Origin of the sequence: Micromonospora sp. NPDC049374, assembly GCF_040677165.1 — a bacterium.
Lineage (GTDB): Bacteria > Actinomycetota > Actinomycetes > Mycobacteriales > Micromonosporaceae > Micromonospora.
Map to the genome: position 1 here is coordinate 206,302 of NZ_JBFAQH010000008.1, position 14,394 is coordinate 220,695.

The 14,394-nt window shown below is 65.0% G+C and carries 12 protein-coding genes; 10 read left to right on the forward strand and 2 right to left on the reverse strand.

The genetic code is table 11. From position 1 onward, the window contains the following. The 5 genes from AB0J93_RS16015 to AB0J93_RS16035 all read left to right on the forward strand — a co-directional run bounded on the left by AB0J93_RS16015 (position 1) and on the right by AB0J93_RS16035 (position 9,922). Complete coding sequence (locus AB0J93_RS16015; RefSeq protein ID WP_363922414.1) at positions 1-3,054, forward strand: type I restriction endonuclease; 3,054 nt, start codon at positions 1-3, stop codon at positions 3,052-3,054. A gap of 125 nt (positions 3,055-3,179) precedes the next feature. After that, positions 3,180-6,398: a class I SAM-dependent DNA methyltransferase gene (locus tag AB0J93_RS16020; protein WP_363922416.1), complete on the forward strand. Its 3,219-nt coding sequence runs from the start codon at positions 3,180-3,182 to the stop codon at positions 6,396-6,398. A 91-nt stretch (positions 6,399-6,489) separates the two neighbouring features. Continuing rightward, a complete protein-coding gene (locus tag AB0J93_RS16025) occupies positions 6,490-8,103 on the forward strand; it encodes a serine/threonine-protein kinase (RefSeq protein WP_363922418.1) in 1,614 nt (537 codons plus the stop codon). A gap of 12 nt (positions 8,104-8,115) precedes the next feature. After that, positions 8,116-9,255 carry a hypothetical protein gene (locus tag AB0J93_RS16030; RefSeq protein ID WP_363922420.1) on the forward strand — a complete coding sequence of 380 codons (1,140 nt, stop codon included), beginning with the start codon at positions 8,116-8,118 and terminating at the stop codon, positions 9,253-9,255. Positions 9,256-9,280: 25 nt separating this feature from the next. Continuing rightward, positions 9,281-9,922, forward strand: coding sequence for a DUF6308 family protein (locus AB0J93_RS16035; RefSeq protein ID WP_363922422.1), 642 nt, complete (start codon positions 9,281-9,283; stop codon positions 9,920-9,922). Positions 9,923-10,010: 88 nt separating this feature from the next. On the opposite strand, the gene AB0J93_RS16040 is transcribed toward AB0J93_RS16035, so the two are convergent. Together AB0J93_RS16040 and AB0J93_RS16045 are read right to left on the reverse strand one after the other, a co-directional pair. Continuing rightward, a complete protein-coding gene (locus AB0J93_RS16040; RefSeq protein ID WP_363922424.1) occupies positions 10,011-10,205 on the reverse strand; it encodes a DUF397 domain-containing protein in 195 nt (64 codons plus the stop codon). Next, positions 10,198-11,085 (reverse strand): helix-turn-helix transcriptional regulator, encoded by an 888-nt coding sequence (locus AB0J93_RS16045; protein WP_363922426.1) that lies wholly within the window; start codon positions 11,083-11,085, stop codon positions 10,198-10,200. Before AB0J93_RS16045 ends, AB0J93_RS16040 begins: the two co-directional genes overlap by 8 nt. A 226-nt stretch (positions 11,086-11,311) precedes the next feature. On the opposite strand from AB0J93_RS16045, the gene AB0J93_RS16050 reads away from it, so the two are divergent. The 5 genes from AB0J93_RS16050 (at position 11,312) to AB0J93_RS16070 (ending at position 14,324) form a co-directional block, all read left to right on the forward strand. Further along, positions 11,312-11,566, forward strand: a complete 255-nt coding sequence (locus AB0J93_RS16050; protein WP_363922428.1) for a DivIVA domain-containing protein — start codon at positions 11,312-11,314, stop codon at positions 11,564-11,566. A gap of 60 nt (positions 11,567-11,626) precedes the next feature. Beyond that, positions 11,627-12,130, forward strand: a complete 504-nt coding sequence (locus tag AB0J93_RS16055; protein ID WP_363922430.1) for a hypothetical protein — start codon at positions 11,627-11,629, stop codon at positions 12,128-12,130. After that, the gene (locus tag AB0J93_RS16060) at positions 12,127-12,615 is read left to right on the forward strand and encodes a hypothetical protein (RefSeq protein ID WP_363922432.1); all 489 of its coding nucleotides are present in this window, start codon (positions 12,127-12,129) and stop codon (positions 12,613-12,615) included. Before AB0J93_RS16055 ends, AB0J93_RS16060 begins: the two co-directional genes overlap by 4 nt. A 316-nt stretch (positions 12,616-12,931) precedes the next feature. Then, the gene (locus AB0J93_RS16065) at positions 12,932-13,930 is read left to right on the forward strand and encodes a hypothetical protein (protein ID WP_363922434.1); all 999 of its coding nucleotides are present in this window, start codon (positions 12,932-12,934) and stop codon (positions 13,928-13,930) included. Then, the gene (locus AB0J93_RS16070) at positions 13,923-14,324 is read left to right on the forward strand and encodes a hypothetical protein (RefSeq protein WP_363922436.1); all 402 of its coding nucleotides are present in this window, start codon (positions 13,923-13,925) and stop codon (positions 14,322-14,324) included. The genes AB0J93_RS16065 and AB0J93_RS16070 overlap by 8 nt, the downstream gene beginning before the upstream one ends. Positions 14,325-14,394: the final 70 nt, after the last annotated feature.

The window sequence follows — 14,394 nt, forward strand, 5'->3', positions numbered from 1 at the left end:
GTGGTCTATCAGGAGCAGAAGTTCGAGGTGGCCATAGCAAGTGCCCTGATCAGCTCTGGGTGGCTGCGAGGCACGGCTAACCATTTCGATCGGCAGTCGGGGCTGGATACGGCCGAGCTGTTCGCGTTCATCGGGGCGACCCAGGCCGACGAGTGGGCGAAGCTGCTGGCTTACCAAGGGAACGATCCGGACTTGGCGCAGCGGCAGTTCGCGCAGTACCTAGCTAGGCAGATCGATGAGCGTGGACCGCTCGACGTACTTCGGCGCGGCGTGCGGGATAAGGGAGTCCTGATCCGGCTGGCGTACTTCAAGCCGGCGCATGCGATCACGGATGACGCGATCAAGCTGTACCGGGCCAACCGGCTCACCGTCACCCGCCAGCTCGCCTACTCGACGAGCAACAACAACACCCTCGACCTGGTGCTCTTCGTCAACGGCATTCCGCTCGCCACGGCGGAGCTGAAGAACCCGCTGACCGGGCAGACCGTCGAGGATGCAAAGGAGCAGTACCGCAGGACGCGCGACCCGAAGGAACTGCTGTTCGCGCGGCGTACCCTCGTGCATTTCGCCGTGGATCCCGACCTGGTTTTTGTCACCACGAAGCTAGCGGGGGAGAAGACCCGGTTTCTGCCGTTCAACACCGGCTCGGCGGGGCCGGGTGTCTCCGGTGGGGCCGGGAACCCGCCCGCCGGGACGTCCGGCTACCGCAGCTCGTACCTGTGGGAGCAGGTCTGGCACCCGGACACCTGGATGGACCTGGTGCGCCGGTTCCTGCACTACGACAAGGAATCGGGGGCGCTGATCTTCCCGCGCTACCACCAGTGGCACGCGGTGACCAACCTGGCTGATCATGCGGCTCGGCACGGCTCGGGGCAGAACTACCTGGTCATGCACTCGGCCGGGTCGGGTAAGTCGAACACCATCGCCTGGCTGGCACACCGGCTGTCCAGCCTGCACACCGCGCCCGCGCTCGACGACGATGCCCGCTCGAAGGGGTTGCGCCCCAACGAGCCCGTCTTCGACAAGGTCATCATCATCACCGATCGGGTGGTGCTGGACCGGCAGCTCCAGGACACGGTGTTCCAGTTCGAGCATGTGCCCGGTGTGGTGCAGCGGATCGACAAGGACTCGGCGCAGCTGGCCGCCGCCCTCCAAGGCGAGACGGCGAAGGTCGTGATCACCACGATGCAGAAGTTCCCCTACATCCTCAACCAGGTGCAGGGGCTGCGGGGCAAGCGGTTCGCGGTCATCGTCGACGAGGCGCACTCGTCACAGTCCGGTGACTCGGCTGCCGCGTTGAAGAAGGTGCTGCTCAGGCTCGGCAGCGATGACGTGGACGAATCCGGCGACCTGCTCACCGCCTCGGCGCTAGCCCGGGGGCGGCACGAGACGTTGTCGTACTTCGCGTTCACCGCCACCCCGAAACCGAAGACCCTCGAACTTTTCGGCACCCCGCACCCGGTCACCGGCACGGCGCAGCCGTTCCACACGTACTCGATGCGGCAGGCCATCGAAGAGGGCTTCATCCTCGACGTGCTGCGCCAATACCTGACCTACAAGGCGTACTGGAAGCTCGCCAACGCCAACCCCGACGACCCGGAGGTCGACCCGAAGAAGGCCGGCGCGCAACTCGCCCGCTTCGCCAGCCTGCACCCGACGATGCAGGCGCAGAAGGCCGAGATCATCGTCGAGCACTTCCGCAAGCACACCGCGCCGCGTCTCGGCGGGCGTGCCAAGGCCATGGTGGTCACCGCGTCCCGCGAGGGCGCCGTCCGGCTGCACGCCGCCATCCGCAGGTACGCCGACATGCAGGGCTACGTCGGCTGTGACTCGCTTGTCGCGTTCTCCGGTGAGCTGGAGGTCGACGGGGTCCAGCACACCGAGGCGCGGTCCAACGGGTTCAGCGAGGGTGAGCTGCCGGAACGCTTCGCCTACACCGCCGCCGACGACAAGCACGCCGGCACGCCGAAGGCGAAACAGCCGGTGGAATATCGGATCCTGGTCGTCGCCGAGAAGTACCAGACCGGCTTCGACCAGCCACTGCTCACCACAATGTACGTCGACAAGCTGCTCAAGAAGGTCGCGGCCGTGCAGACCCTGTCCCGGCTCAACCGCACCCACCCGCTCAAAACCCAGGGCGACGTGTTCGTGCTCGACTTCGTCAACGAGGCCGGCGACGTCGCCGCCGAGTTCAAGCCATACTTCGAGACCGCCGCCACCACCCCCACCGACCCGAACCTGCTCTACACCGCCCAGCACGCCGTCACCGCGTACCCCATCCTGGTCGACTCCGAGATGCAGGCGTACGCCGAAGCGCTGCTCGCCGCCGAGGCCAAGGCGACCACCGACACCGGCCTCGCGCGGGCGCACGCCGCGTTGTACCGCTTCACCGAACCGGCCGTCGATCGCTACAAGGCCCTGGCCGCCGACGACCCCGAGGCCGCCGAGACCTTCCGCTCCGCGCTGCGCGACTACATCCGCATGTACGCGTTCCTCAGCCAGGTCGTGCCGTACCACGACGAGGAACTGGAGCGGCTCTACCTGTACGGGCGGGCACTGCTCAACCGGCTGCCCCGCCGACAGGACCCGTCCGTCGACATCGGCGAGGTGCAGCTGACCCACCTGCGGGTCAGCAAGACCGGCGAACACGACGCGTCGCTCACCCCCGAAGGCGAGCAGATGTTGCCGGGCTTCGTGGGCGGCGGCACCGGCCGCCAGCACGACCAGGACAAGGTCGTCCTGTCGGAGCTGATCGACGAGTTCAACGACCGGTTCGGCATCGGGCTCGGTGAGGCCGACAAGGTCTGGGTCGAGCAGCAGATCAACGCCCTGGCCGAGGACGGCACCCTCGAAGCCGCCGCGATGGTCAACGACGAGAGCAACTTCGGTGTCGTGTGCGACCGGCGGATCGAGGACGTGATCCTGTCCCGCCACGACGACAACGGCAAGCTCATGCAGCGTTACCTCGACGACGAGAGCCTGCGCGCACAGCTCAACCAATTTGCCCGCCGGCAGGCGTACCAAATGATCCGCCGCCGCAAGGGCATCGTGTAGAGGAAACGCTAACGCCAACCAATAGAGTTCTTTGGAATGGTGAGTTTAGACCAACTTCTAATCGTCCGGCGCGAAGCGCTCGACAAAGCCGGGACTGTGCAATTACGGCGGGATCTGGGGTATCGGTGAACGATAGAGGTACTGGCCTTGGAAACTTCATCTGGTCGGTGGCTGACCTGCTGCGTGGCGATTACAAGCAGTCGGAGTACGGGCGGGTGATCCTGCCGTTGACGGTGTTGCGGCGGTTGGACTGTGTGTTGGAGCCGACGAAGGACGCGGTGCTCGCCAAGCACGCCCAGCTCAAGGGGTTGGGTGTGCAGAACATGGATCCGGTGCTGCGGAAGGCGGCCGGGTTGTCGTTCTACAACACCAGTGAGATGTCGTTTCGCAGGCTGCTGGGGGATCAGGATCATGTGGCGTTGAACCTGCGCGCCTACATCGGCGGGTTCTCCCCGGGCGCGGTGGACGTGTTGGACAAGTACGGGTTCGACACGCAGAACAGCCGGCTGGCCGAGGCGGGGCTGCTGTATCAGGTGGTCGCCACGTTCGCCGACATCGACCTGCACCCGGACGCGGTCTCGAACCACCAGATGGGTTACGTCTTCGAGGAGCTGATCCGGCGGTTCTCCGAGATCAGCAACGAGACGGCCGGTGAGCACTTCACCCCGCGTGAGGTGATCCGCCTGATGGTGAACCTGCTGCTCGCCCCGGACGAGGACGACCTGGTGACGCCGGGGATCGTGCGTAAGGTGTACGACCCGGCCTGCGGCACCGGCGGCATGCTCACCGAGGCCCAGGACCACATCCAGGCCAACAACCCGCACGCCACGGTGGAGGTGTACGGGCAGGAGTTGAACGGTGAGACGTACGCGATCTGCCGTTCGGACATGATGCTCAAGGGCGGCGACCCAACGAAGATCACGTTCGGGAACTCGTTCAGCCAGGATGGCCACGACGGTGAACGCTTCGACTACATGCTCGCCAACCCGCCGTTCGGGGTGGAGTGGAAGAAGGTCGAGAAGGTCATCAAGGCCGAGCACGCCCGCGGCCACGCCGGCCGCTTCGGTGCCGGCCTGCCGAGGATCAACGACGGGTCGCTGCTGTTCCTCCAGCACATGATTTCAAAAATGAAACGCCCCGAGGACGGGGGCAGCCGACTGGCGATCGTGTTCAACGGCTCGCCGCTGTTCACCGGCGCGGCCGGCTCGGGCGAGTCGGAGATCCGCCGCTGGATCCTGGAGAACGACCTGCTCGAAGGCATCGTCGCGCTGCCCGATCAGCTGTTCTACAACACGGGCATCTCCACCTACTTCTGGATCCTCACCAACCGCAAGGCCCCGGCCCGCCGCCGCAAGGTGGTGCTGCTCGACGGCCGCGACTACTGGACCAAGATGCGCAAGAGCCTCGGCGACAAGCGCAAGATGCTCACCGACGAACACATCACCGAGCTGACCCGCGCCTACGTCGAAGCCCTGACCATCGCCGACGACCCCGACCACCCGCAGCACGCCAAGGTCAAGGTCTTCAAGACCACCGACTTCGGCTACCGACGCATCACCGTTGAACGCCCCCTCCGCCTCCGCTTCGAAATCACCGAAGAGAACGTCGCTCTTTTGGCAGCTACACAGGCCATCGTCGAGCACTCTGAGCGGGATTCTTTACTGGAAAAAGCGAAAGGGCTTATTGGGCGTCGATCGAAGAATCGCGACCGTTTTGCGCGATATATCGAAGAGTTTGGTACTCTTACTGCTGAGATCGAATCGGAGGTTTGGCAGGCGTTCTCGGTTCGTGATCCCGCTGGCCAGCCACAGAAAGATCGAGCCGGTAAAAGGCTGCCCGATCGAGACTTACGCATTGGAAAGTCACTGCCACTTGGTGTGGATCCTGGAAGTTATTTCCGGCAGGAGATTCTGCCGAAGTTTCCGGAAGCGTGGCTAGCCGAGGCGGCCACTCGCGTCGGATATGCTGTGCCTGCCCTTGCATTCGTCCCAAGAGCTTGGGTGCCCCATCTCCGACCGCTCGAAGAGGTAGCGCACATCGTAACCCCTCGGCGAGTTTGGCAAACGACAGAGCTCGAAATTCCTGTTCTCCGGACATCCGTCCTAAATTCCGTGGATGTGGCCGCAAGTCTCACGGGTTTCCCGACTGCCGGCGAGTATCTAAGCCGATGCAGGGGTGGTGACATCGTGGGCGGCAACGGAGGGTGGCGCCTGTTGCCAGCTGACTTTGGTGAGGCGCTGACGCCTATGAGAGTGATCCGAACCGCCGCTGGCGCAAATGCTGGCGTTTTATGCGAGTGGTTCAACTCCCGCAAGTTCAGGCAGTTCAATCAGGTATCCGAAAACGTCATCGGCGGCGCCACTTTAGTGCCTGTCGCGTTAATCGAAGACCTCGAATTCGGTAGTATGATAGACGACCTAAATGTTCGACGCCGCGGCATATCGCGCGTCACGGCCGGGCTGCTCCCGAATATTTTTCGGCAATCCGTAGGCGATCTAGAGTCTGCGCGTAAAGTTGCGAGGTCGGCGGTCTCGGAGATTCGCTTGGTAGATGAGCTAATTCGGCCACTGGAGGACCCTCTCTGGCGCGCTGAGCGCAGTTATCCTCACCATATTGCCTATTTGGCGAGGCAGTACAGGCTCGCAGGCAAGGCGACGCGGCTGGAGTGTCTAAAGAAACTGAGTGAAGGAATTGCCCGCATCCTTGGGGTCACGTCGCTCGCCATTATGCTTTCTAGGGGATGCCGGATCACCGCGCAGCAGTTCTCTGTCTTTGAAAGTGGCGCTACGTTCGCTAAGTGGTTGCAGCTCACGCGCGGACTGGTTGAGGCGGGTCCGATTCCTGAGTTGCGCGACCTGGAGGACTTCATGGATGGGGGCGGAATCTATGAGAACTTGAATCAAATTCGTTTGCACCGGAACGATGGTGCTCATGCTCATGCGGTTCCCTCTATCTATCAGCAAGAGGTTGCTGCAGATACGCTTGAACCGGCCCTGATATCTGCCCTCGAAGCGACGTCCTGGCTGTCTAGAGCCAACTGGCTAAATGTCGCTGAGTGTCTGTATATGGGTGAAGTTCACAGGCTCGTCGGGAAACGCTTGCATGGAAGTCATCCGGATTGGGAGCCCTTGGATAGGCGCGGAGATCCGCTTATGCCGGATAGGGTCTATTTCGAGTCTCCTTCAACGTCAACTCCTCTGTCTTTGTGGCCGGTGGTAGACGTCGACTTCTGTGACAGTTGCGGCGAGATGGAGTTGTACATATTTGATCGGCGTGATGAGAGTGTATTGACTCTTCGCACTTTGAAGAATCACCACAAGAAGATAGATGCGGTATGGAGGTAAACTTCTGCTTTAGCTTTCGCTGGAGCTGGCGTAGATGTTTAGTGTTAATGCCAATTAAGGCAACTAACTGAGCTGTGCGGGAGATCGCTTTATGCGAGCGCAGGAACGGGTTGCCGACCGGTACGAGTTGACGTACCCGGTCGGTCACGGCGGCATGGGGGAGGTGTGGGCCGGCTTCGACGAGAAGCTGGACCGGCCGGTCGCCATCAAGTTTCTTCGGGAGCTCACCATCCCTGCGGGGGAACGGGGCAACGCCGTCGAACGGTTCATGCGGGAGGCCCGGGTCACCGCGCGGCTCGACCATCCTGGAGTGCCCAGTGTCCACGACGTCGGGCACCACGGCGACGACCTCTACATCGTGATGCAGCTCGTGCCGGGCATGGTGTTGTCCGACCTGATCGCCGAGCGGGGTCGGCTGTCCGTGCCGTGGGCTGCGGCGATCGGTGCGCAGATCTGCTCGGTTCTCGCCACCGCGCACGCCGCCTCGCTGGTGCACCGCGACCTCAAGCCGCAGAACCTGATGGTCACTCCGGCGGGGACGGTGAAGGTTCTCGACTTCGGGGTGGCTGCGCTACTCGGCCCGGACGTGCCTCGGCTCACCGCCACCGGCCACACCCTCGGCACGCCCACCTACATGGCCCCCGAGCAGGCGCTCAACAGCGCCGTCGGGCCGCGCGCCGACCTCTACGCGCTGGGCTGTGTGCTCTTCGAGCTGTTGACCGGCAGGCCGCCGTACCTGGCGGACAACCCGCTCGGCATGCTGCACCGACACCTGAACGACCCGGTGCCGTCGGTCAGCGAGTACCGGGCCGGAGTGGGTGAACCGCTGGTCAGCCTGGTAACCCGACTGCTCGCCAAGGACCCACAACACCGGCCCGGCTCCGCCGCCGAGGTGTACGAGTTCCTTGCCCCGCTTGGCCGGATCGAACGGGAGACGGCCGGCGAGATCGCGGTCACCGTTGCCGAGGGGCAGCGCATCGATCCGACGATGCCTTATCGGTACCCGTACGGACCGTTGCCACCCCAGGCGCCGCCGCAGCCGACCCGGGTCGATGTCGTCCGGCCCCGAGCCGTACCAGAAGCGGTCGAGCCACCTACCGGCGCCGAGTTGACCGAGGTGGAGGAGCGTGCCTGGCAACTCGCCGAGGAGGAACGGTTCACGCAGGCCGCCGAGCTGATCGAGACGGCGTTGCGCCCGGTACGACGTGGCCCTGCCGCCAAACAGCCGAGGATTCTGGAGCTGCGGCTCAACCTGGCCAACCTGTACGTGCTTGCCGGTGCCTTCCGGCAGGCGCTGCCCGAGTTCCAGCAACTTATCACCGACCTGGCCGAACGCCCCGTGCCCGACCGGGAGCTGATCTGGGAGTGCCGGCAACAGGCCGCGGTCTGCCAGGCGGAACTGGGCGAAGCCACCGAGGCGCTGCTCGAACTCAGGGCTCTACTGGCCGAGGAACAGCGGATGATGCCAACGAACGCGCCGGAGTTGTTCCCGCTCCGGCAACAGATCGCGATGCTCGCCGCAGGCTTGGGGAACGTAGCCGAGGCCCGGCGTGAGCTGACCGAGCTCTGGCATGACGTGAGCGCCCTGCACGGCACGGAGTCAGCGGCAGCGGCCGAGATCAAGGCGTTGCTGAACCACCTTGAACGGCTCGGGGACGCGTCCCAGACGACTGACCCAGCGTCCAGACGACACAGGTCGGTGTGAGAGGTAGTGAGCATGTACGAACTGGAAGACGTGGTCAAGCAGTGCGTCGAGCGAGTGGCGCGGTTCCGCCGGCAGCACCCCCGCACCAACGAACAGAACACCAAAGCCGGCCTCATCGAGCCGATCATCGGGGCGCTGGGCTGGGATCTGTTCGATCCCGAGGAGGTGCACCGGGAGTATCGGAGGCGGGGCGTCGACAACCCGGTGGACTACGCGCTGCTACTTCTCCGTACGCCGCGCCTGTTCATCGAGGCTAAGGGGCTCGGCGAGAACCTCGACGACCCGCGCTGGGCAAACCAGACCATCGGGTACGCGACGATGGCCGGCGTGGAATGGGTCGCCCTGACCGACGGTGCGGAGTGGCGGGTCTACAACGCCCATGCGCCGGTGCCCATCGAGCACAAGCTCTTCCGGGCGGTCCGGATCGAAGACGATGCCGATGCCGCGGTCGAGCTGTTGAGCTTGCTCAGCAAGCAGAACATGGGTAACAACCGGATCGAGGAGTTGTGGAAGGGCTTCTTCGTCGACCGGCAGGTTCACACCGAGTTGACGGACCTGTTCGCCGGGTCGGATCCGGTGTCCGAACTCGTGGATCTGCTCGACCGTCGGATGCCGAGGCTGAGCCGCGAGGAGATTCGGCAGAGTCTCATCCGCGCCCGAGCCACTTTCGACTTCCCGATGTCGACGGCAGCCGCTGCACCATTCCAGCGACGTCCCTCTCCTGCGGAGGCAGCGCAACTGGTCGAGTCTCGGCCTGCCACATCGAGACCCGTGAGCCGGTCGTCGACGGGAAAATCCAAACGGGCGACAGCGCGCGTGACGCCGGACGAGCGAAGGCTCAAGCTTGCGGACCTGCTTGCCGCCGGCCGGCTGCGGCCGGGGACCACGCTCTTTGCCCGCTACCTCGGCCAGCAGCACACCGCTGAGTTGCTGGCCGATGGCCGGGTGCGCTATCGGGGGGAAGTGCACAACTCCCCGTCCAGTGCGGGAGAAGCGGTCAAGATTGCGATCCATGGTCGGGACATCACCGATGCCCGCAAAGCTACCGATGGCCTGGACTTCTGGCAGGCAGAGGACGCCGTGTCGGGTGATGTGGTCACCCTCAAGGAAATTCGGCGGCGGGTTGCGGCCGGGGGAGGAGGACATGCCTGACTGGTGGCTTCCGCTGGACGAGATCATGGGCGTGCTCGACGCAGAGCGAGCCACCCGCGATCTCCGCAGCTACTTCGCCAACCAGGCGAAGCCCTTCACCGGCAGTCAGTTCGAGGCGCTGGGTCGTGGACTGGCCGCCGAGCACCGTGATGTCGTGACCGCCGAGGACCTCATCGCCGTCCAGTTGCTGGAGGTACGCGTCCCGGCTGCGGTCGCCCTCGAACTCCTACAGGGCGATCTGGGGCAGCGGATCAGCGATGAACTGCGCGAGATACCAATCGGTCTGGACCTCAGTGATGAGCGAGCAAGACCGTACATCCAGGATGGCGGGCCGGCGGAACGCGCCTGGCAACTGCTGACCGATCGTCCGGGGGTGCACAAGACCATTGCTGGGAAGCTGCTCGCCCGCAAACGGCCGAGGCTGATTCCGATCTACGACAGCGTGTTGAGGTGTGCGCTTCGCGGTCGTCGTGGCTTCTGGCTCTGGCTCCACGAACAGCTCAGGGCCGAGGACCTTCGGCTGACCCGCCGGCTGCGAGAGCTTCGGGTCGCAGCCGATGTTCCCGATCACGTGTCCGACATCCGCGTCTTCGACATCGTCATCTGGATGCGTCACGAAGGCGAGCATCGCCGTCGGAGCTGTGCCGGGCTGTCAATCGACCCGTAGGTGCCGCCTCCGCTGTGGCCCGGGTCAGAGCGGGAGACATGCGGGATGGCCCAGCAGAGGAGCGGAGCCATCCCTCGTCGTTCGACGCTCAGTCGGCCAGATGCGCGGTCCGGACGAAGGCAGCCCAGGCCGCAGGAGAGAAGGAGAGGGTGGGCCCGGCCGGGTCCTTGGAGTCGCGGACGGCGACGAGGCCGGGGAGGTTGTCGGCGACCTCGACGCAGTCGCCGCCGTTGTCGCCGCTGCGGGTGCTCTTGCGCCAGACGGCGCCGGTCAGGTCAGTCATGCCGCATCTCCCCGATGAGCCTCTTGATCATGTCCTTCGATTCTGCCTCGCCGAGGGCGAGCGCATCCAGTCCCCGCCAGACACGTTCGTATGCCGCCAGTTCATCAGGCTTGTCGAGGTAGAGCGCGCCGGTCAACGACTCGCTGTAGACGACCGACGGCTCCGGTGCCGTCCGACCGCCCTTGGTGGGAGGGAAGTCGAGGATGACGAAGGATCCGGCGACTGCGCCGGGCTGAGGCCCGGCTGCCAGTGGTAGCACCCGGACCGACAGGTTCGGCAGCTCGGACAGCTTGAGCAGCTGGTCAAGCTGACCGCCCATGACCGCAGGGCCACCCACGCCGCGTCGGAGCACCGCCTCGGACAGCACCGCCTCAAGCCGGGGAGCCGCCGGCAGCCGTCGCACAAGCAGGCTCTGCCGCTGGAGCCGAACCTGGACGGCTCGCTCCCGATCCTCATCACTCAGCCGCCCGCCGAGGCGGTAGAGCGCGTGTGCGTACTCCTTGGTTTGAAGGATGCCGGGGATCAGCGATTCGTCGTAGCGGCGAAGGTGGGCGGCGGCGGATTCCAGGCCGACGTACAGCTCGAACCAGCTCGGCACCGCATCCCCGTAGGCGTGCCACCAGCCCTTCGACTTCGTCTCGACGGCCAGGCCGCGCATCGCCTCCGTCATCTCCGGGGACACCCCGTACAGCTCGCACATCGCCTTGACGTCGAGCACCCGGACGGAGCCCATGCCGCATTCGAGCCGCCAGATCTTCTGTCGGCTGTACTCCAGGGCCTCGGCGGCGGCGTCCAGCGTCACCCCGGCCTCGTTGCGGAACTGGCGCAGCAGCCGACCGAGCTGCCGGCGCGGCACGGTTGATCCGATGTCTTCGGCCATTCGCACACTCCCTGGTTCCGGCTCGCAACACTGCGTCACCTGCTGCTGTAACGCTTATCGGTTTTGACAAAGAAAGTCAATGCACAAGTACGAAATCCGGCTATGGAACGTTGCTAATCCACTGCGGAGCGTTCCAGGATGGTCACAGCGCGGCGGCCGGCCGATTCCCCCCGGACGGCCGCCGCGTTCCCATCACACTCTCCGCCCACTGTGGAAAGGCAGCGACATGTCCACCTACCGCTCCACTGCGTACTCCGGTCTGTTGCCCTGGCAGGTGCGTGGGCACCGGTTCCGCCGCGTCTGGCTCGGACGTCGCGGCCTGGCCCCCGACGAGGTGTACGCGTTCCTCGATCAGGTCGCCGGAGAGTTGGCCACCGTCCAGCAGGCGCTCGCCGAGAGTCACCGAGAGACCGCCCGCGTCAAGGCGGCGCTGCGTGACTGGCAGTCCGCGCGGGCCCGCGCCCGGGGCGGTGACCGATGACCCGCCGCCGTGGCAGCAGAGCGACGGTCGACCTGTCAGGGCGCGGGACAGGAGCGGGGCATGGGTAGGCGGTGGAAGTGGTTCTTGCGGCCGGGGCCGGTCGCACTTGACCTGACCGGGCAGGCCGTGCCGGACGGGGACGTGCCGGGGCGGTTCCGGCGGGTGTCGGTCGAGCATCTCGTACCGGAGCTGCGGGTGACCTCGCGGTGCGACGGTGCGCTCGTCTACGAGCGACCCGAGGAACGGCCGGCGGTGTCTTCGGCGCGGAATCAGCGTGCGGGTCGCTACGAATCGGGCCGGCGAGGCGAGCGGAACCGTGGAAGGTTCCGAGGGCCAACCGACGGTGAGCCGGCCCGGTCCGCTCAGCCGGATGCCGACAACGACCTCTTCGTGACGCCTGTTCAGCTCGCCAGGGCGAACCGGCTGTTCGAGGCGCACTGGCGGAGCCCCGCCGAGGATCCGCGTACCAGGAAGTGCCCGGACTGCCGCGCCGACGGCACCTGCCCCCGGGCGGACTGGGCCGACACGATCATCGTGCGCTGCCTGCGGACGTACTGGCGATGAACGTCTTCGACCTGTCGCCCGCGCAGATCCGCAACCGACTGATCTTGCGCGCGCGGCGGGCAGCGCTGACCTCTGGGACCGGACGGCAGCCGCCGTCCCGCCGCCCGCATGGTCGCGCCGAGGCGGCGGCGGTGGCCCTGGCGCCGGTCGTCCCGCCCGTGTCCGTCGCCGCCGGGGACGTGGTCCAGCTCGCCGAGTCCGACTACCGGCACTCCGACGGTCCGCTCCGGCTCCGGATCGTCCGGGTCCGGCCGGACCTCAGCGAGTGGTACGACGGAGAATGGGTGTGGCTCGAAGGCGTCGAGATCGGGCCGGACGACCAGGATGGTACGTTCCGGCCGGTGCTGGCCCGGGTCGCCGCGCTGCGGCCAAAAGGATCTACGGCGTCACTGAACGCCGCTCCAGCTGCGTCCGCAGCTCATCGGTTCGGCGACCCAGCATCTCCGCCACTCCGGCAGTGGCCGCCTCGCGAGCCTCCGGGGTGACCTGGCGGCGCACCGCAGATCGCTCATATGGGAACTCGTTGGTGCCCGCAATACGCGCTGCGGATGCATATCGGTCGGATACCCGACGGCGGCGTAGCACCTCGGCGGCCTTCGTGCCTGGCGGGCGGGAGAGTGGCCAGCTACTCGGTAGCATCTGAGACTCAGCCGTATGGGTGATTTTAAAGGGCGCTCCTATGCCAACCGGATCAAGGCGGACAGCCTGCGATTCTTGCCGGCTTCTGCGAGCCGGTGCTCAACGGGCAGCCACTGCTAGGCTGTGAGCCGCAGAAACATCGATTGAGTGTCGAGGTGGGCCATGCCTTTTCCTGTGGTTCTCGTGGCCGTTGCCGTGGGAAGTACGGTCGCCAACGTGGTAGGAAACAAGGTTATCGCCAATCAGGCGAAGAAGAAGATGGAAGACCTGCAGGCCCACCACGATGATGAGCACGCGAAGCACCGAGCCGCCGCAGAGTCCACCTCTGCGAAGCTGAGAACCCTGGGTGGGCATCAAAAATCCGCCCTCGACACTGCGATGCCCCGGATCAAAGCCTTTGCCGAACGGAACGAGCGCCAGTTGCGGATGCGTGAACGCCGAATCATCGATGACGGCGAAGCGCCCGAGAAACGCGAGGTCGACGCATCGCCTGACGTCTCCGGTCCTGGCGAAATCGTGGCCGCGATGAACGGCATTGTATCGGCCGTCACCGGAGGTGGCCTGAGTGGTGCCGCCTATGCAACCGTGGCGAAGGTAGCTACGGCATCTACCGGAGCCGCGATCAAAACTCTGAGCGGCGCAGCGGCACAAAACGCAACCCTCGCGGCGATTGGAGGCGGCGCCAAGGTCGCGGGAGGCGGGGGCATCGCGGCGGGCGTACTCCGGCTCAACATCATCACCGCGATCCCGGCGGTTGCGCTCAGCGTCGGCTTGATGATCAAGTCGAAGTCTGACGCCGACAAGGCAGTTGCTAAGCACGACGCAGAGGTCAAGGAAGCAATCGCCAAGTACAACCACCGCAACGAGCTGTTTCGCGGTGTTGACGAGCGGGTCGGCGAGATTGAGGAAATCTTGGCGGGGCTCGTGTGTCGCGCAGACGAAGCGATCGACCGCTTGGAACAGGCTGAGCGCGAGCCCGGCGGATTTAACCTCGACAACGATGATCATGCACATCGCCTCCAAGCGGCGCTCCTCGTCGTGAAGGGTGTCGGCGAAGTCGGCGCAGCGCCCGTCGTGAATCCAGATCTGACGCTCGATCCCGATGGTGAATTTCTGGTTGTCAAGTACCGCAACTACAACCCGGAGCACGCCAATGTCTGACGCCCGGCCGAACCTGGTCTTTCAAGCGGTGGGCCGGATGGCCACGACAGCAGACGCCGCCCAGTACCTCATGGCGATGGTCGATGTTGCCAAGCGTATCGACGCGAACATGACAGAGCGGGCTAGAATCGTAGCCGAGCGCGACAAGGAGATCGCCAGAATCAGCGCCGCGAGTCAAGGCTTGCGGGATTACCTCGATCGCGTTTTCAACGAGCGTCGTGAACTGCATCGAGCCTTCTTCGCGAGGCTCGACAAGGCTATCGAGGATCGCGACGCAGAAACCATCCACGCCTGCGTCACCGGGATCGTCGAGGTAGCCAAGAGCTCTCCCCTCAACAATATCGTGGAACTGCGCTCCGTTTGGGCGGACCCGAACGCAGTGATCGAGATTTAGGGCTGGACCCTCGGCTGAGCTGGGACCTTCGGTTCTTGAACGACGCCGCGCCTCGTGGGAAGGTCCCCCC

What these genes read in the sequence shown, in the direction of transcription:
- AB0J93_RS16030 (WP_363922420.1), top strand. Translation starts at nt 8,116, where the DNA reads ATGTACGAACTGGAAGACGTGGTCAAGCAGTGCGTCGAGCGAGTGGCG.
- AB0J93_RS16040 (WP_363922424.1), bottom strand. Translation starts at nt 10,205, where the DNA reads ATGACTGACCTGACCGGCGCCGTCTGGCGCAAGAGCACCCGCAGCGGC.
- AB0J93_RS16070 (WP_363922436.1), top strand. Translation starts at nt 13,923, where the DNA reads ATGTCTGACGCCCGGCCGAACCTGGTCTTTCAAGCGGTGGGCCGGATG.
- AB0J93_RS16025 (WP_363922418.1), top strand. Translation starts at nt 6,490, where the DNA reads ATGCGAGCGCAGGAACGGGTTGCCGACCGGTACGAGTTGACGTACCCG.
- AB0J93_RS16050 (WP_363922428.1), top strand. Translation starts at nt 11,312, where the DNA reads ATGTCCACCTACCGCTCCACTGCGTACTCCGGTCTGTTGCCCTGGCAG.
- AB0J93_RS16045 (WP_363922426.1), bottom strand. Translation starts at nt 11,085, where the DNA reads ATGGCCGAAGACATCGGATCAACCGTGCCGCGCCGGCAGCTCGGTCGG.
- AB0J93_RS16035 (WP_363922422.1), top strand. Translation starts at nt 9,281, where the DNA reads ATGGGCGTGCTCGACGCAGAGCGAGCCACCCGCGATCTCCGCAGCTAC.
- AB0J93_RS16060 (WP_363922432.1), top strand. Translation starts at nt 12,127, where the DNA reads ATGAACGTCTTCGACCTGTCGCCCGCGCAGATCCGCAACCGACTGATC.
- AB0J93_RS16065 (WP_363922434.1), top strand. Translation starts at nt 12,932, where the DNA reads ATGCCTTTTCCTGTGGTTCTCGTGGCCGTTGCCGTGGGAAGTACGGTC.
- AB0J93_RS16055 (WP_363922430.1), top strand. Translation starts at nt 11,627, where the DNA reads ATGGGTAGGCGGTGGAAGTGGTTCTTGCGGCCGGGGCCGGTCGCACTT.